At 72.5% G+C, this 22,439-nt stretch carries 20 protein-coding genes; all 20 read right to left on the bottom strand.

Going from position 1 to position 22,439, the window contains the following annotated elements; genetic code table 11:
* From gntA to ACQEU1_RS38990, 20 genes are read right to left on the bottom strand one after another with little or no spacing between them, the layout of a single operon-like run.
* Positions 1-657 (bottom strand): guanitoxin biosynthesis heme-dependent pre-guanitoxin N-hydroxylase GntA, encoded by a 657-nt coding sequence (gene gntA / locus ACQEU1_RS39085; RefSeq protein WP_433213801.1) that lies wholly within the window; start codon positions 655-657, stop codon positions 1-3.
* Between the two features lie 27 nt (positions 658-684).
* Positions 685-2,286 (bottom strand): hypothetical protein, encoded by a 1,602-nt coding sequence (locus tag ACQEU1_RS39080; RefSeq protein ID WP_433213798.1) that lies wholly within the window; start codon positions 2,284-2,286, stop codon positions 685-687.
* A gap of 21 nt (positions 2,287-2,307) precedes the next feature.
* Positions 2,308-3,096, bottom strand: coding sequence for a hypothetical protein (locus ACQEU1_RS39075; protein WP_433217000.1), 789 nt, complete (start codon positions 3,094-3,096; stop codon positions 2,308-2,310).
* Positions 3,097-3,098: 2 nt separating this feature from the next.
* On the bottom strand, positions 3,099-3,830 hold the full coding sequence (locus tag ACQEU1_RS39070) for a class I SAM-dependent DNA methyltransferase (protein WP_433213795.1): 732 nt from the start codon (positions 3,828-3,830) through the stop codon (positions 3,099-3,101).
* 40 nt (positions 3,831-3,870) lie between these two features.
* Positions 3,871-5,109, bottom strand: coding sequence for an ATP-grasp domain-containing protein (locus ACQEU1_RS39065; RefSeq protein WP_433213792.1), 1,239 nt, complete (start codon positions 5,107-5,109; stop codon positions 3,871-3,873).
* Between the two features lie 26 nt (positions 5,110-5,135).
* Positions 5,136-6,359 carry an MFS transporter gene (locus ACQEU1_RS39060; protein WP_433213789.1) on the bottom strand — a complete coding sequence of 408 codons (1,224 nt, stop codon included), beginning with the start codon at positions 6,357-6,359 and terminating at the stop codon, positions 5,136-5,138.
* A 52-nt stretch (positions 6,360-6,411) separates the two neighbouring features.
* Complete coding sequence (locus ACQEU1_RS39055) at positions 6,412-6,999, bottom strand: TIGR00730 family Rossman fold protein (RefSeq protein ID WP_433213786.1); 588 nt, start codon at positions 6,997-6,999, stop codon at positions 6,412-6,414.
* On the bottom strand, positions 6,986-7,744 hold the full coding sequence (locus tag ACQEU1_RS39050; protein ID WP_433213783.1) for an SDR family NAD(P)-dependent oxidoreductase: 759 nt from the start codon (positions 7,742-7,744) through the stop codon (positions 6,986-6,988). The genes ACQEU1_RS39055 and ACQEU1_RS39050 overlap by 14 nt, the downstream gene beginning before the upstream one ends.
* The gene (locus ACQEU1_RS39045) at positions 7,741-8,364 is read right to left on the bottom strand and encodes a class I SAM-dependent methyltransferase (RefSeq protein ID WP_433213780.1); all 624 of its coding nucleotides are present in this window, start codon (positions 8,362-8,364) and stop codon (positions 7,741-7,743) included. The genes ACQEU1_RS39050 and ACQEU1_RS39045 overlap by 4 nt, the downstream gene beginning before the upstream one ends.
* Before the next feature lie 27 nt (positions 8,365-8,391).
* Positions 8,392-9,429 carry an HAD-IIIC family phosphatase gene (locus ACQEU1_RS39040; protein WP_433213777.1) on the bottom strand — a complete coding sequence of 346 codons (1,038 nt, stop codon included), beginning with the start codon at positions 9,427-9,429 and terminating at the stop codon, positions 8,392-8,394.
* Positions 9,422-10,558 (bottom strand): acyl-CoA dehydrogenase family protein, encoded by a 1,137-nt coding sequence (locus ACQEU1_RS39035; RefSeq protein WP_433213774.1) that lies wholly within the window; start codon positions 10,556-10,558, stop codon positions 9,422-9,424. Before ACQEU1_RS39035 ends, ACQEU1_RS39040 begins: the two co-directional genes overlap by 8 nt.
* Positions 10,555-10,809, bottom strand: a complete 255-nt coding sequence (locus ACQEU1_RS39030; RefSeq protein ID WP_433213771.1) for an acyl carrier protein — start codon at positions 10,807-10,809, stop codon at positions 10,555-10,557. Before ACQEU1_RS39030 ends, ACQEU1_RS39035 begins: the two co-directional genes overlap by 4 nt.
* A gap of 1 nt (position 10,810) precedes the next feature.
* Complete coding sequence (locus ACQEU1_RS39025) at positions 10,811-11,674, bottom strand: 3-hydroxyacyl-CoA dehydrogenase family protein (protein WP_433213768.1); 864 nt, start codon at positions 11,672-11,674, stop codon at positions 10,811-10,813.
* Positions 11,667-14,624, bottom strand: a complete 2,958-nt coding sequence (locus ACQEU1_RS39020) for a type I polyketide synthase (protein ID WP_433213765.1) — start codon at positions 14,622-14,624, stop codon at positions 11,667-11,669. Before ACQEU1_RS39020 ends, ACQEU1_RS39025 begins: the two co-directional genes overlap by 8 nt.
* Complete coding sequence (locus ACQEU1_RS39015; protein WP_433213762.1) at positions 14,621-16,933, bottom strand: non-ribosomal peptide synthetase; 2,313 nt, start codon at positions 16,931-16,933, stop codon at positions 14,621-14,623. Before ACQEU1_RS39015 ends, ACQEU1_RS39020 begins: the two co-directional genes overlap by 4 nt.
* Positions 16,930-18,393, bottom strand: a complete 1,464-nt coding sequence (locus ACQEU1_RS39010) for an FAD-dependent oxidoreductase (RefSeq protein ID WP_433213759.1) — start codon at positions 18,391-18,393, stop codon at positions 16,930-16,932. The genes ACQEU1_RS39015 and ACQEU1_RS39010 overlap by 4 nt, the downstream gene beginning before the upstream one ends.
* Positions 18,386-19,375: a phosphotransferase family protein gene (locus ACQEU1_RS39005; RefSeq protein ID WP_433213757.1), complete on the bottom strand. Its 990-nt coding sequence runs from the start codon at positions 19,373-19,375 to the stop codon at positions 18,386-18,388. The genes ACQEU1_RS39010 and ACQEU1_RS39005 overlap by 8 nt, the downstream gene beginning before the upstream one ends.
* Positions 19,372-20,622 (bottom strand): hypothetical protein, encoded by a 1,251-nt coding sequence (locus ACQEU1_RS39000; RefSeq protein ID WP_433213754.1) that lies wholly within the window; start codon positions 20,620-20,622, stop codon positions 19,372-19,374. The genes ACQEU1_RS39005 and ACQEU1_RS39000 overlap by 4 nt, the downstream gene beginning before the upstream one ends.
* Positions 20,619-21,563, bottom strand: coding sequence for a transketolase C-terminal domain-containing protein (locus ACQEU1_RS38995; protein WP_433213751.1), 945 nt, complete (start codon positions 21,561-21,563; stop codon positions 20,619-20,621). Before ACQEU1_RS38995 ends, ACQEU1_RS39000 begins: the two co-directional genes overlap by 4 nt.
* Positions 21,560-22,330 carry a transketolase gene (locus ACQEU1_RS38990; protein WP_433213748.1) on the bottom strand — a complete coding sequence of 257 codons (771 nt, stop codon included), beginning with the start codon at positions 22,328-22,330 and terminating at the stop codon, positions 21,560-21,562. Before ACQEU1_RS38990 ends, ACQEU1_RS38995 begins: the two co-directional genes overlap by 4 nt.
* Positions 22,331-22,439 lie beyond the last annotated feature (109 nt).

Raw genomic sequence — 22,439 nt, 5'->3', positions numbered from 1 at the left:
TCAGGGGAACGGGTGGAAGGGGCAGTCCCAGTCGGCGGGGACCTCGCGCCCGGAGTACTGACAGGCCTCCGACCGCTCGCCGAAGTCGCCGAGCATCGGGTTCACGACACCCTGGATGGCGACGTCCCGCCGGCGGATGGCCTTCTGCAACCCTTGGTAGACACCGGTCTTCTTCAACGCGGTGAACTGGCGGTGGGAGTTGAAGACCAGCCCCGGCGTGCCGAACCGGCGGGAGACGCGGGACGCGCCGGGGTGGATGCCGACGACGAACACCGGGTGCTCGCCGACGCTGAAGCCGAAGTCGGCGGCCGCCGGGTCCATCGACACCTCGTCGGCCCAGGCGAAGCCGAGCCGGTCGACGCCGTGCAGGTCCTGCACCTGCTGCCACAGCCTCTTCTCGAAGTCCTGCTCGGTCCAGGTCTCGGTGTCGGTGAACAGCGCGGCGAACGAGTGGAAGCCGCCGGCCTCGGGGTCGGCGTCGAAGTCGAGGAACTCCACCAGGTCCTCGTGGAGCTCGCGGGTGTGGTCCAGGGACCCCATCGGCCCGTAGGAACGCACGGTCAGCTCCCCGCGTCGCAGGGAGGCTCTGGCGCCGAGGCAGGCGAAGCTGTCGCTCGTCAGCCAGTCGCGGAACGATTCTTCAAGTTCGGTGGCCACTTGCGCCCCTCTTCCCGGCTGGTCCGGTCAGCGCCCTTCCCAGCCGTGTTCGACGATCACCGGCAGCACGGCCTCCCGGCGGCGCCGGCGTTGGGATCGGACGGCTTCCCCTGGCACGCCTGGGAAAGCGACGCACAGGGTCAGCGACAGCCGGCCCGTTCCGCCGCGGAACAGGTCCTTCACCGCGACGCGCCACAGGGGTGCGTCCGCGGCCTGGGCGACGACGGCCCGGACGTCCGCGACGGGGGTGCGGTCCGGGACGACCACGGTGACGTTGAAGGACAACGGTTCGTCCTCCGGCATCCGCACCGTGCGCCGCACCCGGTCGAGCGCGGACAGCGCGCAGAGGTCCACTTCCAGGCCGTAACCGTCCACTTCGGACAACCTGCCCGCGCGGCCGAGCTTCGTTCCCCCGGCCACGAGCGAGAAGGAGACCTCCTCGTCGAACCCGGGGTGCGGGGCCGGCACGAAGTCCCACTCGCCGCGGCCGTGCACGCGGGCCAGCAGCTCGGCCAGCGCGACCAGGTCGGCGAACACCGCCTGACGTGGCGCGGGGTCGACCAGGGTGGCCTCCGCGACCGGGCCGGCCAGCACGGCGCAGAACCGGAACCGTTCGTCGCCGGGGACGGCCGACTCCGGCACCGCGCCGATCTCGAACAGGTGCCCGGTGCCGAGCCGGACGAGCGGCTCGACCAGGCTGTGGCGCACCTGCAGGTGCCGCAGCCCGGTCCTTCCGGACACGACGATCGGCCCCGTGCCGTCCGCGCGGTCGAGCACCGGCGTGACGACCTGCCTGAGGCCGAACCTCACGGCTGCGTCCCTGGTCAGGTCGCGGACCTTCCGCTGCTGGTCCTCGCGCGGCGGCCGGATCGGGAGCAGCCGGCTCGCGGCCACGGCCCGGTAGCCGCCGCGCAGCCGGACGACCTCCGCCGCCACCGCCTCCGGACCGTCCAGATCGGACCGTCCGGACGGGACCGTGACGACCAGGACGCCGTCCGGGCGGCGCACCGCCCTGATCCCGCCCCGGCCCAGTGCCTCGACGGCTGTGTCGGCGTCGAGGCCGGGTCCCAGCAGGTGTCGCATCCGTTCCGGGGTGACCGTGATCCGGCGGGGTGCTTCAGCGGCGGGCAGGACCTCCTTCGTCACGACCGCGCCGCTCCAGGCGGTGAGCAGTGCGGCCGCCCGTGCCACGGCGGTGTGGCCGCCGGAGCCTTCGGCGGACAACACCAGCGTTCCGTCCGCTTCGACGTGCCCCGCGACCCGGACGCCCGTCTCGATCGCGACGAACGCGAGCACGTCGGTGACGGTTCCGGACAGGGTGACTTCGCTGTCGCGCAGCCATTCCTCTTCGCGCGGTGGCACCCGCACCGGACCACCGACCACGACGTGCACCGCCGCGAACCCCGCTGGGTTGCCGATGTCGCTAGGCAACCCCAGCCGAGCCTTGATCTCCGCACCCGCACCGCGCACGGAGACCAGGTGGGCGAACGCCGGCGGCGCGATCACCTCGATCGCCCGGTCGCCCGCCACGTCGGCCTCCGCGCCCGCCTCGTCCAGCAGCAGCGCGGTGGCGGCGGGGTCGAGGGCCGTGCCGCACTCGGCTTCCAGCCAGGCCAGCGAGATCCTCATCAGCGCAGCACCTGCCTTCCGTCAGTCGAACTGGGCGAGGAAACCGGCGTCGCCGCCGAGCAGCGGCCGGATGTCGGTCACGCCGTGGGAGAGCCGCAGCAGCCGCTCGACCGAGCAGCCGAAGCTGACCGCGGTCCAGTCGTCCTGGCAGCCGCACGCCGCGAGGACGTCCCTGGCCAGCAGGCCGCCCGAGCCGATCTCCACCCGGCCGCGGCCGTGGCACTCCCCGCAGCCGCCCGAGCAGCGCGGGCAGGCCACCTCGACGGCGAAACCCACGGCGGTGAACGGGTAGTGGCTCCGGTTGAGCCACCACGGGTGGTCGGGCCCGAACAGCGCGCCGACCATGACCTCCAGCAGCCCCACCAGTTCCGGCAGCCCGAGGCCGGGTTCGACCGCGATGCCGTCGATCTGGGTGAACTGGGAGGAGGAGAACTGCGACGGCCGTTCGTTGCGGAAGCAGGTGCCCACCAGGAGCGACCGCGCGGGTCCCGTCGCCTCGCGCAGCACCGCCGGGATTCCGGACGACGCGTGCGTGCGCAGCACGACCCCCCGCACCGGACTGAACGTGAGCTGAGTCCGGGTGGGGTGGTCGTCCGGGTAGCCGAGCAGGTCGAAGTTCTCCTGCTCGGTGGCGAGCAGCGGCAGGTCCCGCACGGCGAACCCCCACGGCCGGAAGGCCTCGGCGAGCCGCTGCACGATCGCGGTCACCGGGTGGGGTCCGCCGACGCGCGGACCCGCCCCCGGCAGCCCGGGGTCGTGCGACTCCGCCGCCACCTGTTGCGTGGTCTGGTTCACCGCGGTGGCCTGCATCGTCACTCGGGCTTCTGGTACAGACCGATGTAGTTCTCGGACCACGAGTCGAACGGCACGTTGTTCCAGTCGCCCCAGCGGCCGCGCGGGGTCAGGCCGGCGATGCGCGCCATCAGGTCCATTTCGGACGGCCACGCGTAGCGCAGGAACGCGGGGTAGAGCTTGATGCCCGTCTCCCGGATCTCGACGTGGTTCTCCTTGATGATCTGGTTCGCGCGGTCGAACGTGTCCGCCTCGATCCGGACGTGGTCGAGACCGACGTCGTAGACGTGGGCGCGGCCGTTGAAGCGGAACCGCGTCGGGTCCGGCATGAAGGCCTCGACGACGAACTTCCCGCCCGGCTCCAGGTGGCGGGCGACCGCCTCGAAGCACTGGATCTGCTCCTCCTGCGTCTGCAACGCGTACAGGGAGTTGAGCAGCAGGAAGATGAGCGAGTACTTGCGCTCGATCTTGAAGTCGGCGATGTTGCCGGTGAAGACCTCGATGTCGTCCCCACCGGGCTTGCCGCGCATCACCTCCACGATCTCCGGGGAGGCGTCGAGGCCGTCCAGGCGGACTCCGCGCGCGGCGAGCGGCAGCGCCACCCTGCCCGTGCCGATGGCCAGTTCGAGCGCCCTGCCGCTGCCCGCGTGGCGGGCGAGGAAGTCCACGGCCCCTTCGGGTTGCGGCCAGTCGATCTCGTCGTAGACGTTCTTCCACCGCGGCCCGTAGGTCTCCGGCTGCCATTCGGTCATGGCTGTCACTGCCTTTCTGGGTAGGTTCAGGGGTGTCCGGTCAGACCTGCGGACCGAGCACGGTGAGTTCGTGGTTGGCGAGCGTGAGGCGGTCGACGACCTCGTCGGCGTGCGAGCCCGTGGCCATCACGTAGCCCACGCGGCCCCACAGGTCCTCCGGCGGCGCGGTGACGACGTCGCCGTGCGGCCGCAGTTCGCGGATCTCGTGGATCCACGGCCGGGCGCGGAGCTCCGCCGCCTCGGCCAGGCCTTCGAAAAGCTGGCGCCCCTTGGGGTAGAGGAACCTGATGCCGGCCGAGCGGTCCCGCACGGGGAAGCTCTCCAGCGGGCCGCCGAGTGCCGCCAGCGCCAGCAGCGACCCGAGCCGGACGTTGCGGCCCAGCTCGACGATGCGCGAGGCGATGTCCCCGCCGGGGCGGGCGTTCAGCTCGATGATCCGCGGCCCGGCCGGGGTCATCTTGACCTCGACGTGGGCGACGGTCCGGTCCATGCCCGCCGCTTCGACGGCCCGGCAGGCGAGGTCGAACCCGGCGGTGGTGACGGGATCGGCGAGCGCTCCCTCGCCGATGACGAAGCCGGCCTCGATCGGGTACGGGTCGTAGTCCCAGATCTTGCGGGCCCACGACACCGGCGTCGCTTTGCCGTCGACGATCCAGCAGTCGACGTCGAACTCGAAGCCGGTGAGGAACTCCTCGATCAGCACGCCCTCGCTGTCGAGGCCCTTCTTGTCCACCGTGGCGGCGGTCTCGTAGGCGATGTCGAAGTCGGCGGGGTCGTCGACCCGGCACACCCCGGCGCTGCCGGACAGCCCGCGCGGCTTGACGATCAGCGGGTAGCCGACCTCCTCGGCGGCCCGGCGAGCGGAGGCGAGATCGTTCACCAGCAACGACTTCGTCGGCGAGATGCCGGTCCGGTTGAGCAGTTCCCGTTGCCGGTGCTTGTCCCTGGCCAGTTCCGCGGCCGCGACCGGCACGCCCGGCACGCCGAGCTCGGCCGCGAGCCGTGCGGCGGCCACCACCATCGACTCCTCGTACGTCGTGACGGCGCTGACCTCCCGCCGTGCCACGAGTTCCTTGGCGCGCAGGGAGACGTCTCCCTCACTCGCCGGGTCGAACCACGCCGAGTCGTGGACCCAGCGGGCCTGCCAGGTGACGGGTTCGGGGTTCAGCAGCAGGACGTCGGCCTCGGACGCCATCTGGGCGAGCATCCGCTCGTGGCCCAGCTGGTAACCGGAACCGAGCACCAGCAGGGTGCCGCGCCCGGAGGTGCGTGCGACCATCTTCTTCCTCCTTCAGATGTCTGTGGTCAGCGAACGGACGCGGACGCCCTCGCCCCGGCGGAGATCAGCAGCACCAGCACGGCCATGAGGTAGCCGGCCAGCTGGAAGCCCAGGTAGGCGCCGAACCCGAGGCCGGTGAACACGGGCAGGAACAACGCGGGCGCGGCCAGGTTGCCGAGGCTGTGCACCAGCGAGGTCGAGGCGGTGTACGAGGCGAGCCGACCGGGTGGTGCGGTCGCGACGACCAGCGGTTGCATGCTCGGCGCGATGAAGCACTCGCCGAGGGCGAAGAGCAGCGCCCAGCCCGCGGCGGCCACCACCGCGACGACCGGGCCGGACACGGCGGCCGAGAGCCACAGCGCCACCAGGCTCAGCGCCCAGCAGCCCAGCGCGGCCCGCAACGACCGCACGTGGCCGATGCGCTCGACCAGCCGCAGCACCGGGGCCTGCAGCACGATGATCGACAGCGAGTTCACCGCGAGCACCACGCTGATCCCGATCACCTGGAGCTGGGCGCTGTCCCGCAGCACGATCGGCATGACCGACTCGACCTGCCCGAACCCGAACAGCACCAGCGCCCCCTGCAGCACCAGGATCACGAGGAACCGCCGGTCGACGAACGGGGCGAGCACGCTGGCCGGTGAGATCGAACGGCTCACCTCCGCCGACGGCGCGGCCACACCGCGCAGCACCGCCGCCAGCACCAGCCCGAACGCCAGGAAGCTGATCCCGTTGGCCAGGAAGGAGAGCCGGTAGCCCGCCTCCCCCAGCGCCTCGACCAGCAGGCCGCCGATCACCGCACCGGCGCCGACCGACGCGGCGCTCACCGCGTTCTGCGCGGCCAGCATCCTGCCGAGCTTCGCCTCTCCGAAGAGCTGGATCAGCAACGGCGTCAGCACCGCGTAGAAGATCCCGGTGCCCGCCCCGGAGAACACCGACGCCGTCAGGCTGAGCGCGTCGGGGCCGTGCGCCGCCAGCAACAGCGGTCCGATGGTCTGGAACGCGGTGGCCGCCACCGCGATCGGTCCCGGCCCGAACCTCACCGACAGCAGGCCCGCGAACGGGTTGGCCACCAGGCCCGCGATCGCGAACAGGACGAAGTACAGCGAGACCGACCCGACCGGCAGCCCGAGCTGATCGCGCAGGTACACCGCGGTCAGCGGGAACACGATGCCGGTTCCCAGCGTGGTCGTGGTCCACCCGGCCAGGTACAGCCGGGGAGACGGCACCCTCGTGCCACTGCTGTTCATCGGACCTTCTTCCAGGGAGGTGGCCGGGCCCGTCAGCGGGCCGGCCGGACGATCAACTCGCGGTGCTGGTGAGCTCGGCCGGGGCCAGCTCCCGCTGCACCAGGTCCAGCGCTTCGGAGACGGACCCGACCACGTGGTAGAGGTCGTTGCGGCGGGTGAATCCCCGTGCGTGCAGGTCGTCGACGAGCACGCGGAACGTGCGCCAGTCGTCGTTCACGTCGACCAGCACGACCGGGCCCACGTCGGCGCCCAGCGCGGCCATCGAGATGACCTCGACGACCTCGTCGAGCGTGCCGTAGCCGCCCGGCAGCGCGATGAACGCGTCGGAGCGCTCGATCATCACCCTCTTGCGCTCCAACAGGTCCTCGGTCAGCACGATCTCCTGGGGAGGGAGGTGGTCGCCGGTCTCCCGCTCCCGCAGGAAACGCGGGATGACCCCGGTGATCGCGCCGCCCGCCGAGGCCACGCCGTTCGCCACCGCGCCCATCAGGCCGATGCCGCCCGCGCCGTAGACCAGGCTGTGCCCTCGGGTGGCGAGCTCCACGCCGAGCGCGGCCGCGGTCTCCGCGTACGCGGCGGACGGCCCGTTGGCGATGCCGCAGAACACGCCCAGCGCGAGACTTCGACTAGAGGTATCCATAGCTGAGCCAGCCTCCATCGACGACCAGGGTCTGGCCGTTCACGTAGTCCGCCTCCGACGACGAGAGGAACAGCACCGCGCCGGTGATGTCGGCGGGTTTTCCCCTGCGCCGGGCGGGAATCCGACCGGTGATGGCGTCCTCGGCGAGTGCGCCGGGGTGCGGTGTCTCGATCTTGACCATGCCCGGTGCGACGGCGTTGACGTTCACGCCCGCCGCGGCCCACTCGACGCCGAGCGACTTGGTCAGCGCCAGCACGCCGGCCTTGCTCGCCGCGTAGGCGGCCCGTTCGGGGAAGGCGGTGAACGACAGCAGGGAGCCGAAGTTCACCACCTTGCCCGCGCGGCGTTCGAGCATCGGGCGCCCGAACACCCGGCAGCACTGGTAGACGCCGAGAACGTTGGTGCTCAACAACTCCCGGGCCTCCTCGACGCCGAACTCCACGGTCGGGCCCATCGAGAACACCCCGGCGGCGTTGACGAGCACGTCCACCGCGCCGAACTCGTCGTGGACCTGCCTGCCCGCCGCCGCGACCTGGTCGGGATCCGAGACGTCGCAGGTGATCGCGAGGTAGCGACCGCCGTGCTCGGCGAGCTCGGCGCGGACGGACTCGATCTGCGCCGTGGTGCGCGCGAGCAGGACGACGTCGGCACCTTCGGCGCCGAAGGACAGGGCGACCTCACGGCCGATCCCCCTGCCGCCGCCGGTGACGACGACGCGTCGTCCCGCGAACCGCCGCTGCTTCACAGCGCCCGGAACTGCCCGATCCAGTGGATCTGGTCGGGTTTCGCGGCGGTCGGGAGGTTGCGGTACAGGCGCAGGTCGACGCACTCGAACCGGCTGGAGTCGAAGGTGGACAGGATCTCGGCGCTGGTGACGCGGCGCGGCCCGGTGCCCTCGACCATGTGGTTGGAGAACGAGTTCAGCACGAACAGGCCGCCCGGCTTGAGCAGGCGGTGCACCTGCTCCGCGTAGACCGGCCGGGCCTCGTCCCGCATGTTGTGGAACACGAACGAGTCGGTGACCACGTCGGCCTCGTGCGCGGGCAGCGGCACGTCGAGCACGTCGCCCTGGACGAACTCCGCGCTCACGCCGGCGAGCTTCGCCCACGTCCGCGCGTTCTCCACGGCGGACTCGGACAGGTCGACGCCGGTCACGTTCATGCCCTGCGCGGCGAGGAAGACCGCGTCGACGCCGGGTCCGCTGCCGAGGTCGATCACGCGGTCACCGCGGCGGATGGTGCCGTCGATGACGAGCTTGATCAGCTCGATGCCGGGGCTGGCGGTGAACCAGGACAGCTCGACCAGCGGCGAGTCCGCGTAGACGGTGGAGAACTTGTCGACCCAGGTCTCGGTGAACGCCTTCATTGCTGTGCCTCCGTGTTGGAAGGGAACTCAGGGGGTGGTCGCGGGGACGGTGAGGGCGACGTAGCCGGGGATCGGCACGTCGGTGGTGCCGGGCAGCCGGAACACGACCAGGTCGCCGGACTTCTCGGCGACCTCGAAGCCGAGCAGCCGGTAGGTGAGGCGCATCTGGCGGTTGCGGTCGGTGGGGCGGAAGTGGGCCAGCAGCCCGGCGCCCGCCTCCCTGGCCAGCGCGGTGACCGCGCCGACCACCGCCGTGCCGATGTTGCGGCCCATCACGCGGCAGGACATCAGCAGCAGCCGCAGCGTCCAGTCCACTTCGGACGTCTGGACGACGACCAGGCCGATGGTGCCGTACTCGCCGAACCGGTCGGTCAGGCGCGCGACGAGCACGCGGTGCCCGGGGTCCTCGATCAGCTCGGCGAGCGCCTGCTCGTCGAAGGTGATCCCGGTGGTGTTGAGCTGGTGCGTGCGTTGCGTCAGCTCGGCCGCGCGGGCGAGGTCGGCGGTGGTGGCGTCGGCGACGGTGAGCCGCATGTCCAGGGAGCGCAGGAACTCCTCCGCCGGTCCGGCGAAGTCCTTCTCGTGCTCGCGCCGCCGTTGCTCGGCCTGGTACCGGGGCCGGCGCTGGATGGCGTCGGCGGTCGGGGCCGTGGCCAGCAGCTCGCCGCGGGCGACCAGCTCGTGCAGCTCTTCCGGTGCGACGCAACGCACCTCCGGCAGTTCGGCGGCGACCTCGGCCCGTTCGAACTCCGAGTCGTCGACGAAGAGCAGGCTGTCCGTGGCGATGTTCAGCTCGGCGGCGATGGCCCGCACGGAAGCGGACTTCGCGGACCAGCCGACCATCGGGTAGAGGAAGTACTCCTGCAGGCCGGTCGCGGCGAGCTCGGGCAGGACCACGTCGGCGTCGTTGCGGCTGGCGACGGACTGGAGCACCCCGTGCGCGTCGAACCGCCGGACCAGGTCGCGGTTGCGCTCGGGCACGACCACCCGGTCGCCCTCGAGAACCGTGCCCTGCCACAGGGTCTCGTCGAGATCCCACACCACGCACTTGATCGCGTCAGGCATCCTCGGTTCCTCTCCCGCTCGACCGCAGGGCGACCCGTGCGCGGCGCACCACGGCACCGCCGACGAGGTCCTGCAGGACCTCTGTCGGTCCTTCGATGACCTGGTAGGTGTCGGCAGCGCGGCAGAGCCGGACCACCGGGTGGTCCTCGACGAGGCCGGCCGCGCCGAACAACCGGGCCGCCGCCTGCGTCGCGGACGCGGCCGCCCGCGAGGCCAGGAGCTTCGCCCGGCAGGCGAGCACCGCCGCGTCGGGATCGCCGTCGTCGACCCGCCTGGCCGCGTCCTGGACGGTCAGCCAGGCCGACTCCGCGGCGGTCGAGACGTCCGCGAGCAGCGCCCGCACCAGTTGCCGGTCGCCGAGCGGGCCGTCGCCGACGACGCGCTGGGCGACGTGCTCGGCGGCCAGGTCGACGGCCCGCTGCGCGACCCCCGCGGCAGCCGCCGCGATGAGGAGCCTGCCCAGCGTCAGGCAGGACGTGGCCACGTGCGGGATCCCGAACCCCGGCCTGGCGATGGTCAGCGCCGCCTCGGTCGGGGTGTCCGCGTACTCGATGTCGGCCAGCAGCGAGGCGCCCAGGCCGGTGGTCGGCTGCTCGGCCCTGATCACCGCGCCGGCACCGGCCGGCACCAGCGCGCAGGCTCCGCCGCCGTCGCCCCGGCCGAAGACCAGGTGGACGTCGGCGATCTGCCCGAAGCTGATCCACCGCTTGCGGCCGGTGACGAGCACCTGGTCGCCGTCCTGCCGCAGGGTGGTGCGCAACGACTGGACGTCGTTGCCGGACTCCTGCTCGGTCAGCGCGAACGCCGCCACGTGCTCGCCGAAAGCGAGCTTCGGCAGCACCCGCTCGCGCAGTTCCTGGCGGCCCCAGCGGGTCACGGCGTGGCAGACCATCCCGTGCACGACCAGAAGGCTCTGCAGGCTCGGGGAATGCGCGGCCACGGCCCGGTGCAGGTCGACGACCTCCACCAGTGGCGTGCCGCGCCCGCCGTACCGCTGCGGCACGGTCAGGCCCAGCAGTCCCCGGCCGGCCAGCTCGCGCACGCCCTCGTGGTCGACCGCGTGCGCGGCCTCCCACCGGTCCGCGGCGGCGGCGAACTTCTCGTCCGGGGCCCAGTCGAGGACCGTCATGGCGTGCCCAGCTTGCGTTCCACCAGCGCGACCAGGCCGTCGATGGTGTCGAGGTTGGTCATGCTGAGGTCCTCGTCCTCGATCTCGATGCCGAAGGTCCGCTCGACGAAGTCGACCATCCCGATCGCGGCGACCGAGTCGAGCACGTGCTCGGAGATCAGGCCGCAGTCGTCGGGCACGTCGGCCATCCCGACCAGCGCGCAGACGTGCTCCCGGATGCGGGAGCGGACATCGCTGATGCTCGTGGTCATGTCAGCTCCTGTCGTAGGTGAAGAACCCGGACCCGCTCTTCTGCCCGAGGTCGCCTTGGGCGATCCGCTGGCGCAGCGCGGGATGCGCGACGTACTCGGCGGTGCCGTAGTGGTCGTGCAGCACGTCGAGCGTGCGCACCACGGTGTCCAGGCCGATCAGGTCGGCCGTCCTCAGTGGACCGGTGCGGTGCCCGAGGCAGCCGCGGAACAGGCCGTCAACCTGGGCGGGCGTGGCGACGCCTTCGGCCACAAGGGCCGCGGCGAGGTTCGCGACCACCATCAGGACCCGGTTGATGACGAAGCCGGCGGCGTCGTTCACGGTGATCCACTGCTTGCCCATCCTGGTCAGCAGCGCGGTGAGCGCGCCCAGTGCCGCGTCGGAGGTCTTCGGCGAGCGCACGACCTCGACGGTGTCGATCAGCGCGACCGGGTTCATGAAGTGCGCGCCGACCACCCGGCTCGGGTCCGCCAGCGGGGCGGCGAGCAGCGCGATCGGGATCGCGGACGTGTTGGCCGCGATGGGCACGTCCGGCCGCAGCACCCGGTCGAGCTCCTCGTACAGCGCGGACTTGGCCTGCTCGGACTCGGTGATGTTCTCGACCACGAAGTCCACATCGGACAGTTCGCGGAGGTCTCCGGTGAACCGCAGGTCGAGAGCGATCTGCGGGCCGCCCTTGAGCCGTCCCAGCCGCTGGTGACGGCGCACGCCCGCCCTGGCGGTGTCCAGCGCCGCCTGGTCGGAGTCGACGAGAACCACGCGGAGCCCGGCGGCCGCCACGGCGTGCGCGACGCTGGTGCCGATCACTCCCGCGCCGACCACGCCCACGGACCGGGGCGCGGCCGCGGTTCGGTCAGGTTCAGCCATGACAATCCGTTCCCTTCTCGCTGATCCGCGGTTCGCCTGCCAGCCAGCCGCGCAGGTGCGTGACCATCGCGCCGAACCGGGCGAAGGCGAACACCTGCTCCGACGGCACCTGCACGCCGGTCACCTCGCGCAGCCCGGCGATGAGGTGGACCCCCATCAGCGAGTCGCCGCCGAGGTGGAAGAAGTGGTCGTCCGGGTGCACCTCGCGCAGGCCCAGCAACGCCCGCCACTGCGCGCGCAGGTGCCGTTCCAGCTCGTCCACCCCGGTTTCCTCCACCGCCACGACCTGGCGGGGTTCCGCCGGTGCTTCGGTGCTGGGAGAGAACGACTTCCGTTGTGGAGGTGGTTGGTCGGGCAGGAAACGCCTGCGGTGCGAGGACGGTCGCGGCAGCTGGACGCGCATGGCGTCCTTCGCGTGCAACGGACCGAAGTCGACCCGCACGCCGTTCGCCCACAGCTGCCCGAGACCGGCCAGCAACGCGTCCGTGTCGGAAACCTGTTCGTACGACTGGCGAACCGTGCGCACGACGACCGCGCTCGGGTCCGCCTGCAGCACCCACGGCCTGGCCGTGCCGGGCCCGACCTCGACCAGCACCTGCGCCTTCGTCAGCGCGAGCTTCGCCGCGTCGCGGAAGTGCACGGTGTCGACCATGTGCCGCCGCCAGTACGCGGGGCCGAGGTCGTCCGGCCCGAGCCAGCGGCCGAGCACGCTGGAGGCCAGCGGGATCTTCGGCGCCCGCATCTCCACCGACGTGAGGTCGTCGCCGAGCAACCGGGCCGCGTCTTCGAGCTGCGGGGTGTGGAACGGGTGCATCGCGTCCACGGGCAGCACCGAGAACCCGTCCGCCCGAAGGCGTTCGGAGAGCCGGGCGATCCCGCCGGGCCGTCCGGAGAACACGCAGTGCTTCGGGCCGTTGTCCGCCGCGAGCCACGCGTCGTCACCGGCGTAGCCCGCCACCTCCTCTGCCGAGGCGAGCACGGCGAGCATGTGGCCTTCGCCGGCGAGCTTCACCAGCCCGGCACGGCGGTGCACCGCGACCATGGCCGTCTCGACGTCGATGACGTCCGCGAGCACGGAGCAGACCCACTCGCCGAGGCTGTGTCCGATGAGGACGGACGGCCGCAGCCCGTGGTCCACCAACGTGCGGGCCAGCGCGTACTCGAAGCAGAACAACGACAGGTGCAGCTCGGGCAGGTCGACGGCGGACCGCGCGGGCTTGTCCTTGCGCCGCAACATGGCCGCGAGGTCGACCCGGTCGCCGCCCTTGCCCTGAGCTCGACCGTCCGGCGCGAACCGGGGGCTGACGCGTCCTCCGGTCAGCTCGTCGGCGTGGTCGAGGACGCCGTCGAGGTGCCCGGCGAAGATCGGGTTGCGGGCGGCCAGGCCGGCGCCCATGCCCTGGTAGTGGCTGCCGATCCCGGGCAGCACGAAGCCGATGCCCGGTTCGCTGCGCGGCGCGGTGGCGGTCTGGCCCCGCAGCCGTCCGGCCGCGAACGCCTCTGCCGGGTCCTCGTCCGCCGAGACCACGACGTACCGCCGCTCGCGCAGCTTCCGTCCGCTGGTCTGCGTGGTGAACGCCAGGTCGCCGACCCGCTCGGGAGCCGCCACGACCTGGTCGCGCAACGCTTCCGTGTCCTCGTCGAGCGTGCGGGCGGAGTGGCTGGACAGCAACAACAGCCCGTCGGTCCGCGCCTCCCCCGCCGGTCGCGGTGGCGCGGTTTCGAGCACCACGTGGCAGTTCGTGCCGCCGAGCCCGAACGCGCTCACGCCGGCCCTGCGCACTCCGGCCGTCCAGTCGAGCACGTCGGCGACCGGCGCCAGCGTGCCGGAACGGCGGGCGAGGTCCTCCGGGAGTCCGGTGAAGCTCGGGGTGGGCACGATCTTCCCGTGGTGCAGGGAGAGCAGGGTCTTGACGATGCCGGCAATCCCGGCCGCCTCGCGCAGGTGTCCGAGGTTCGCCTTGACGGCACCGACCGCGACCGGCTGACCCGTTCCCTCGAAGACCTCGGCCAGCGCCGACCACTCGGCCGCGTCACCGACCCGCGTGCCGCTGCCGTGGGCCTCGACGTAGGAGATCTCGTGCGGTTCGACGCCCGCCACGTCCAGGGCGGCGAGCACGACGTCGCGCTGCGCCTGGGAGTTCACCCCGGCGAACCCGGACTTGACCGAGCCGTCGTTGTTCGTCGCCGAACCACGGATGACGCCCCAGATCCGGTCGCCGTCCGCGATGGCGTCGGCGAGCCGCTTGAGCACCACCGCGCCCGCGCCGTCGCCGGGCAGGGTGCCGTTGGCGTGCCGGTCGAACGGCCGGCAGCAGCCGTCTGGCGACCCGATGCCGCCCGCCGCCGCGGTGTAGCCGCGCGGACCGGGCACCCGCACCGCCGACGTGGCCGCGACGGCGACGTCGGACCCGGCGCCGAGCAGGTCCTGGCAGGCCAGGTGCACGGCGACCAGGCCGGTCGAGCACGCCGACTGCACGGTCAGGGCGGTACCGGTGAGGCCGAGGCGGTACGCGACGCGGGTGGCCGCGTAGTCACCGCCGTTGGCGACCTCCAGCGCCATGTCGTCCACGCCCGGACGGCCGGCGAGCGCCGTGGAGACCCAGTCCAGGTAGTCGTTGCGGCCGACGCCGGCGTAGATGCTGACCGGTGCCGCCGAGGGGTCGGCGTTCGCGTCGGCCAGCGCCTCGTCGGCGACGTCGAGCAGCAGCCGTTGCTGCGGGTCGATCAGCACCGCCTCGGCCTCGGAGATGCCGAACCGGTCGGGGTCGAAGTGCCCGCTGCCCGCGACCGTGCCGTACGAGGGCACGAAGTCGCCGTCGATCTCACCGCTGCGGGTGGCCGTGATCCGGCCGCCGAGCAGCAGGTCCCAGTACTCGTCGAGGGTGGCGGCGCCGGGCAGCCGGACGGCCATGCCCACCACGGCGATGGCGAGGTCGTCGGTGGTCACCGGGCCTCCTTCGAGGGTTGACGGCGGGAGCGCAGGACGGTGCGCCGCAGTCCCGCCCTGCTTCCGTCGCGCGGGGCCGGCCGGTCGGAGCGGCGGTCGCCGGCGAGCAGTCCGGTGAGCCCGCGCACGGTGCCCGCCTCCAGCACGGCGGCGAGGTCGATCTCCTGGCCGCCCAACGCCTCCAGCGCGCCGCGCAGCAGCATCAGCCGCAGCGAGTCGCCGCCGAGAGCGAAGAAGTGGTCGTCCACGCCCACCGAGTCGAGGCCGAGCACCCGTGCCACGACCCGCGCGACGCGTTCCTGGTCCTCGTTCTCCGGCGCGGTGCCCGACCCGTCGGGCTGGGTGCGCGGCCGGACCTCCAGCTGCTTGCGGTCGACCTTTCCGCTGTCCAGCAGCGGAAGCGCGGGCACCAGGGCGAAGTAGGACGGCACCATGAAGTCCGGCAGCCGTTCCCCGACGAACTCGCGCAGCTCGCGCACCGGCGGTTCGGCACCCTCGGCGACGACGTACGCGGCGAGCACGGCACCCTGGTCGGGGTCCGCGATCCCCACGACCGCGGCGGACGCCACGGCGGGGTGCTCGCGCAGCACCAGCTCGACCTCGGTGGGTTCGACGCGCTGGCCCCTGACCTTCACCTGCGCGTCGCCGCGGCCGAGGTACTCCAGCGTGCCGTCGGCGCGGTGCCGGGCGAGGTCGCCGGTGCGGAACAGCCGGGACGGGCCTGCCGGGTCGAAGGTGTTGGCCGCGAAGCGTTCCGCGGTGAGGTCGGGACGGCCGAGGTAGCCGTCGGAGAGTCCCGGCCCGCCGGTGTGGATCTCACCGACCGCGCCGGGAGGAACGAGCCTGCCCGCGCCGTCGGCGAGGTACACGTGCATGTCCAGCGCGCGGCCGACGTTCGTGCCCGCCTCGGTGGCCGAGGTGGCCGGGCCCTGCCGGTGGCAGACGTAGTCCGCCTCGGTCAGCGTGTAGGTGTTGTGCACCTCGAACCCGCACGCGCGGAGCTCGGCCTCCAGGTCGGCCTGCAGCGCCTCCCCGCCGACGAAGACGTGCCGCAGCGCGGAGGCCTCGCGGAAGGCCTTCTGCCGCAACAGCAACCGCAGCATCGACGGGACGAAGCTGACGGTGGTGACGCCCTCGGTGTCGATCAGCTCGGCGAGGTACCGGTCGTCGCGGTCCCTGCCGGGTTCGGCGACGACCGCGGTCGCGCCGGTCGACAGCGGCCACCACGACTCGCGGAAGCTGATGGCGGACTTGAGCAGCACCCGGTCGTCCGGCCCGAGCGAGTACATGCCCTGCTCGAGGAAGATCCGCGCGGTGTGCATGCGGTGCGGGCGCAGCACTCCCTTCGGTTCACCGGTGCTGCCGGAGGTGAAGAAGAGGTAGGCGGTGCTCTCGTCGTGGGCGATGTCCGGCACCAGGCCGTCCGCGCTCTCGTCCAGCAACCGCTCGACGGCCAGTGCGCCGGGCAGGTCGGTCGCCGGGTGCGCGGAGGCCGTGCGCAGCACCGCGACCGCGCTGGTCTGCCGCAGGATCGCCTCGGCACGGCGCTGGGGCAGCGACGGGTCCAGGTGCACGAAGCACCCGCCTGCCTTGAAGATCGCCAGGATCGCGGTGAACAGCTCCAGGCTCCGGTCGCCGGAGAGCACGACCGGGTCCCCCGCCGCTTCGACGAACGGCTGGAGCCGGCGCGCCAGGCGGTCCGACGCGGCGTCGAGCTCCCCGTAGGTCAGCTCGCGGCCGGCGAGGCGCAGCGCGGGACGTTCCGGGGTGCGCGCGGCCTGCTCGCGGAACAGCCGGTGCAGCGTGGTGGCCGGGTAGGTCACCGGTGCGGCGGGGTTCCAGGACCGCAGGTTCGCGCGTTCCCCGGCGAGCAGCAGGTCGAACGACGCCACCGGGGTGTCGCCCGGCGCGGTGAGCACGGCGGCCACGTGCTCGGCCATCCGCACCGCGGTGAACTCATCCATTGTGGACCTGTCGTACCGGCCCCGCAGCGCACCGCGGTGGACGCCGAGTGACCACACCGCAGACGATTCCGTCGCGTCCGCGTCCAGCACGGCCACGGCCAGATCGTTGTGCGCCAGAGGTTCTGGAGACGACGTGAGGTCCGCCAGGGTTCCGGAGAGGTCGGCTCGGCGGGCGGCGCCGTCCGGGCCGAGGACCGGCCAGGACACGCCGTAGCGGTCGAGCACCAGCGCGATCGCCGCCGCCAGCACGGCGGTGTCCGGCTCGGCCGTGCCTTCCGGCAGGGGAACGGAGAACTCGGCGGGGACGGGTTCGGGCGAGCGCGACCGGGGCAGCGACAGGGTCATCGCACGCCCCCGCTGACGGCCTCGCGGTCGCGGGCGATGGCCCTGGCGGCCGCGATGCCGGTGGCCGCGCCGTAGGTGATCCCGATGATCTTCGACGAGGAGTCGCCGACGAAGAACAGGCCCGGCACCGAGGACTCCATGTCCGGCGACAGCTCCAGGTCCGGGAACAGCCGCTCCACCACCGGCGCCGCCACGGTCGCGTGGCCGGGCACGAGGCCGGGGTTCGAGGAGTTGAGCCGGTCGACCATCTCCAGCACGTCGGAGACCACCGACGCCGGCAGGCACTCGCGCAGCGACGCGTGCCGGTAGTCGATCAGGCTGGTGGCCAGCTTGCCCTCGTGCTCGGGGCCACCGCGCAGCTCGTCCACGGTGCACACCACGGGCTTGCCGCCGCCGTGCTCGGCGACCGTCGCCGCGAAGCCGCGCGCGAACTCGGTCCCGTCCTCGCCCTCCGGCACGTTCATGGTGGTGAGCACGCCCATGTTCGAGCGCTGGGTGGGCTGGTTGATGCAGTGCTGGCCGTCGAGGACGACCGCGCCGAGGAACGAGTACTGCATGACCCGGCCGCCCTCGCACACGCAGAACGTGCGGACGGACTCGCCGCGGTCGTTGAGGAACGACAGCTTCGGGTTGTGGCAGCCGTCGATCAACGGCGCCATGTCCTCGGCCGCGGTCTCCAGGCGCACACCGACGTCGACCCGTCCGGCACCGCGATGCCGCACCCCGGCCGTGTCGACCAGGTCGCGCACCCACGGCAGGCCGAGCTTGCCGACCGCCACCACCACGGAGTCCGCGGTGAGGCTGACGGGCCCGTCCGGTGTCTGCGCCGACACCGCGAAGCCGCCGCCGGGAAGCGGCACGACCCCGTCCACGTTGTGGTGCAACAGGATCCGGCCGCGGTCCGCTTCGAGCTCTGCGCGCAACGCGTCGATCATGACGAGCGCGACGTCGACCGTGACGCTCTGCGAGGGCGCCGTGTCGACGTGCTCGAACGCCTGACCGCCCGAGGCCAGCGTGTTCTCGTGGACCTCCACCTGCGGCAGGCCGAGCGCGAAGAACGTCTCGTAGACCTCCGCGACGAGGCCCTGAGCCCGGTCGAAGTCGCCGAGTGCGCGTTCGAGACCGCTGTAGGACCGCGTCCTGCCGTCCTCGGCCCGCTCGATCTTCGACCGCGTGAGCGACGAGATGTAGCCGAGGTTGGTGTCGAAGTGGAAGGCCGCGCCACCGAGTCCGGTGAGGCAGTCACAACGCGGGCACTGGAGGCGGAACTTCTCGACGTCGCGCACCTTCTGGCCGCGCAGCCGGGCCACCACCCGCGGGCACAGGCTCGCGCTCATGTCGCCGCCCGCCTCCAGCACCCGCACGTCGAGTCCGGCGCGGGCGGCGGTCAGCCCGGCGAAGAGGCCGGCGGGGCCGCCGCCGACCACGACGACGTCGACGTGCTCGGTCAGGTCAGACATCGAGACTCCTCACCCAGGCCGGTCGGTGACCGAGGTAGCGGTCGGCGAACGTGCGGTAGAACATGTGGCTCGTGTCGCGGCCCTCGGCGGTGATCCGCTCGATCAGCCACTGGCACATCAACGGGGTCAGGTCGGCCACGCCGGCGGCGCTCTGATCGGTCAGCCGCGCGTAGTGCCGCAGCCCGGTCGCCACGACGTCGCGGAACCAGTGGTCGCTCTCGAAGACCTGCTCGTAGAGCCAGTCGAAGCCGCGGGCGCCGTAGTCGGGGAACACCGGCAGCGCGCAGGTGACGAGCATGTTGACCAGGTCGATCCCGGCCACGCCGAGCGGGCGGTAGTCCTCGAAGTCGAGGATGCGGACGCGGCCGGTCTCCGGCTCGTACCGCACGTTCCACGGTCCGAGGTCGCCGTGCGTGCGGGCCAGCAGCGCGCCCCGCAGTGCGTCGTCGGCGTGCTGGACCCCGGTGAACGGCCTGCGGACGTACTGCGCGGCGGCCTGCTCCGGCGTCATCGCGACGGCCGCGGGGTCGGCTGGCGCGAGGTGCAGCGCGGCGATGCTCTCCACCACCGGTCGCAGGACCCGCCAGCACTCGTCGGGCCCGTCGGTGAGTCCAGGGGCCGACGGCAGGTCGACGCCGGGCAGGTGGGTCATGACGAACCCGTGCGGCAGCCGGCCGAGCGGCAGCGGGTGGTCGAACGGGATCTCCGGCCCGAGTCCCTGCAGCACCTGGTACTCGAACGCGACTTTCGGGTCGTGCGCGGCCAGCGGCACCTTCGCGACGCCGACCGGCGCACCGTCGACGTCGACGCGCACGAACAACCTGCGCCGGGACTTCCGGGCTCCTGCGGGGATCCAGGTGGTGAAGTCGACGGCGCCCGCGTCCGTTCCGGTGCGTTCCTCGTGCAGGCGCAGCACTTCCCGCACGACGGCGTCGACCGCCAGCGGGTCCAGCACGTCCACTTCCTGGTGGCTGGTGGTCATCGCGGCGCACCCCCGAGCGCGGCCAGGTCCAGCTTGCCGAGCGCGACCTCGAGCGGGATGCCGTCCAGCAAGCCGCCCAGTTCGTCGACGGCCGCGTCGCGCTGTTCCGGTGTGGTGGCGCGGTAAGCGGCCAGCCGTGCGTCGAGCAGCGCGCGAACCTCCTGGTAGCCCTGGTCGTCCCGCATCACCTCGCGGGTGAGCTCGTCGAGCTGGCGGGTGCCCTCGAAGTCGTCCTCGGCGACCTCGAACCGCGGGCCGACGTCCGTGAACGCGGCGGCGTGCCTGCCGACCGCGATGTCCCCGAGCATCCGCCGGTTGACCACGTGCCCGTAGTGCTGTTCGGGCAGCAGCAACGGCATGCGGCGGGTGAGCACGGCCTCGTGCAACGAGGTCAGGCTCGGCGGCACCGCGTAGGACGGCGTGAACGCCAGGTGGCGCAGGAACTCGTCGTGCGGCAGGAAGGTGAAGTCGACACGGGTCTGGTTCACCACCACGGTCTCGGCCTTCGCGAAGCCACCGCAGCAGACGACGATGTGCTCCAGGTCCGCCTCGGCCGCGAGGTCCAGCACCCAGCGCCGCATCAGGTCGAGGTAGGCGTTGTGCGAGTCGTAGTCGAGGTAGAAGTTCTTGAAGCCGCCCAGGTTCACCAGCAGGTCGGCGGGATCGTCCGGCGGTCCGGCGCTCAACGCCTGGTGCAGCGCGTCGACGTCCACGATCGGGCCGCACAGGTCGACGTGGTCCGCGCCCACCGCCGCGAGCTCGGCGACCCTGGCCGGCACCCCGGGGAAGTTCTGCACGAACGACCGGGTGGCCAGCAGGTGGGCGAGCAGGATCCGTTCGTGCGGGCCGAGTTCCTCGTACGCGGCCTGCGCCGAGGCCAGGTCACCGGTCCGCACGACCTCGGCGGCGCGCGCCAGGCCGGGCATGCCGCGGGTGTTGTCCCAGAAACCGAGCAGGCTGTCGAACAGCAGCACCGGACGGCCCTCGCGGACCGCCCAGAAGACGAGGTCGGCGTCCATCACGCTGATCACGACGTCGGTCTCGGCCAGGTGCGGGCGGACCAGCTCGGGTTTCGCGGTGTCGCAGAACAACACCCGGCCGAACCGGTCGGCGTTGCGCCGGGCGAAGTCGAGTGCGACACCTTGGCCGACGAAGTCCACGGTGCCCGGTCCGAGCGCGGTGGACACCGCGACGAGCTTCGACACCGGCCCGAACCCACAGGCTTGGGCACTAGCCAGAATCCTCATTGGACACTCCGTCCGGAGAGCGCGTGCAGGACGCCGGAGGCGATCGCCGTCCGGTCGAGGCGGTAGAACGCCAGCAGTTCCTCGTGGTCGGCCACCGGCGGGTAGCGGTCGTCCACGGCGAGCCGGACGATCCGGACCGGGAGGCCGCGGACCGCCTCGGCCGTCCGTTCGCCGAGCCCGCCCTGGGGCAGCGCCTCGGCCGCCGTCACCACGACCGGCCAGCGGGTGGCCAGTTCCCTGACCTGCTCGGCGGGGAACGGGCGCAGGCAGGTGACGACCCCGACCGCTGCCTCCGTTCCGTGCAAGGACAGTTCCTCCGCGGCCGCGATCGCCTCCGCGACGCACCGGCCGGTCGCCAGCACGAGCGCCCTGGCGTCCGCCGGTTCCCGCACCAGGCGCACCTCGCGCGGGTCGCCGACCGGCCGGGTCGCGAACACCGCCGGGTCCTGCCGGGCGGTGAGCCGGACGTACGCGGGGCGCGTCGGAGGCAGGATCCGGCGCAGGACCTCCGCCGCGTCCACGGCGTCGGCGGGGCAGTAGAGGTCCATCGACGGCAGCGCGGCCATCAGCGCGAGGTCGTCGACGGCGTGGTGGGTCGGTCCCAGCGAGCCGTAGCTCAGCCCGCCACCGACGCCGAGCAGCACCACCGGCAGGCCGGGCAGCGAGACGTCGAGGCGCAGCTGCTCGTAGGCGCGGCGGACGAGGAACGGCGCCATCGCGCCGACCACCGGCCGCCAGCCCGCGCGGGCGAGGCCCGCCGCGACCCCGACCAGGTTGGACTCGGCGATGCCGACCTCGACGTAGCGGCTGGGGTCCCAGGCGATGACCTGGCTGAACAGCGCGTGCCCGTCGGCGCCGACGGTCAGCACGTCCGGGGTCTCCCTGACCACCTCGGCGATCCGGCCGGCGCACGAGGCGCGCATGGTCGTGGGCGCGGTCATCGGCCGGCCTCGAGTTCCGCGAGCGCCTGACCCAGTTCGTGCTCGGTGAGCCTGCCCATGTGCCAGGAGGCGACACCCTCCATGAAGGACACTCCCTTGCCCTTGGTGGTCTCCGCGATGAGCACGCCGGGCCCGTTCCGCTCGAACAGGTCCTCGGCCGCGACGCGGAGCGCGTGGTGGTCGTGGCCGTCGGCGTGCGCGACGGCCCAGCCGAAGGCGCGCCACTTGTCGGCGAGCGGTTCGAGCGCGAGGACGTCCTCGGTCCGGCCTTCCTGCTGCAACGAGTTGCGGTCGACGACGACGAGCAGGTTGCCGAGGCGGTGGTGCGCGGCGAACTGCGCGGCCTCCCAGTTGGTGCCCTCGTCGAGCTCGCCGTCCCCGGTCACGACGGCCACCCGGCCCGGCAGGCCGCTCAGCCGCAGGCCCAGCGCCATGCCGGCGCCGAGCGGGAGCCCGTGGCCCAGCGCGCCGGTCGCGGCCTCCACGCCGGGGGTGCTGTCGCTCGGGTGGCCGGGCAGGTCAGCCAGGTCGTCGTCCAGGACGCCGGCCTCGGCGAGGACCGCGTACAGGCCGTAGGCGGCGTGGCCCTTGCTCAGCAGCAAGCGGTCGCGCATCGGCCAGCCGAGGTCGTCGGCGCGGGAGCGCAGCACGTCGAGGTGCAGCACGGAGAGCACGTCGATCACGGACAGCGCGGGGCCCACGTGCAACGCCTTGGTGGCCGCGAGCCGCAGCACCCTGGCCCGCGCCCGGTCCGCGAAAACCGCCACGTCACGTGCGTTCGCGGAATCACGTCGCGGTCCGGTTCCGGATTCGACGGTATTCGTTGCGACCGGCACGATCATCGTATCGCTCCTCAATAGTCGCGTTCTGTCTTTC

Source organism: Lentzea sp. CA-135723, from assembly GCF_050936595.1.
GTDB lineage: Bacteria > Actinomycetota > Actinomycetes > Mycobacteriales > Pseudonocardiaceae > Lentzea.
Note: the sequence above shows the minus strand (reverse complement) of the source record. Positions and strands in the feature narration are given on the sequence as shown.

Coding starts and splice junctions, on each gene's coding strand:
- ACQEU1_RS39080 (WP_433213798.1), bottom strand. CDS start 2,286: ATGAGGATCTCGCTGGCCTGGCTGGAAGCCGAGTGCGGCACGGCCCTC.
- ACQEU1_RS39075 (WP_433217000.1), bottom strand. CDS start 3,096: ATGCAGGCCACCGCGGTGAACCAGACCACGCAACAGGTGGCGGCGGAG.
- ACQEU1_RS39070 (WP_433213795.1), bottom strand. CDS start 3,830: ATGACCGAATGGCAGCCGGAGACCTACGGGCCGCGGTGGAAGAACGTC.
- ACQEU1_RS39065 (WP_433213792.1), bottom strand. CDS start 5,109: ATGGTCGCACGCACCTCCGGGCGCGGCACCCTGCTGGTGCTCGGTTCC.
- ACQEU1_RS39060 (WP_433213789.1), bottom strand. CDS start 6,359: ATGAACAGCAGTGGCACGAGGGTGCCGTCTCCCCGGCTGTACCTGGCC.
- ACQEU1_RS39055 (WP_433213786.1), bottom strand. CDS start 6,999: ATGGATACCTCTAGTCGAAGTCTCGCGCTGGGCGTGTTCTGCGGCATC.
- ACQEU1_RS39045 (WP_433213780.1), bottom strand. CDS start 8,364: ATGAAGGCGTTCACCGAGACCTGGGTCGACAAGTTCTCCACCGTCTAC.
- ACQEU1_RS39040 (WP_433213777.1), bottom strand. CDS start 9,429: ATGCCTGACGCGATCAAGTGCGTGGTGTGGGATCTCGACGAGACCCTG.
- ACQEU1_RS39035 (WP_433213774.1), bottom strand. CDS start 10,558: ATGACGGTCCTCGACTGGGCCCCGGACGAGAAGTTCGCCGCCGCCGCG.
- ACQEU1_RS39030 (WP_433213771.1), bottom strand. CDS start 10,809: ATGACCACGAGCATCAGCGATGTCCGCTCCCGCATCCGGGAGCACGTC.
- ACQEU1_RS39025 (WP_433213768.1), bottom strand. CDS start 11,674: ATGGCTGAACCTGACCGAACCGCGGCCGCGCCCCGGTCCGTGGGCGTG.
- ACQEU1_RS39015 (WP_433213762.1), bottom strand. CDS start 16,933: ATGACCCTGTCGCTGCCCCGGTCGCGCTCGCCCGAACCCGTCCCCGCC.
- ACQEU1_RS39010 (WP_433213759.1), bottom strand. CDS start 18,393: ATGTCTGACCTGACCGAGCACGTCGACGTCGTCGTGGTCGGCGGCGGC.
- ACQEU1_RS39005 (WP_433213757.1), bottom strand. CDS start 19,375: ATGACCACCAGCCACCAGGAAGTGGACGTGCTGGACCCGCTGGCGGTC.
- ACQEU1_RS39000 (WP_433213754.1), bottom strand. CDS start 20,622: ATGAGGATTCTGGCTAGTGCCCAAGCCTGTGGGTTCGGGCCGGTGTCG.
- ACQEU1_RS38995 (WP_433213751.1), bottom strand. CDS start 21,563: ATGACCGCGCCCACGACCATGCGCGCCTCGTGCGCCGGCCGGATCGCC.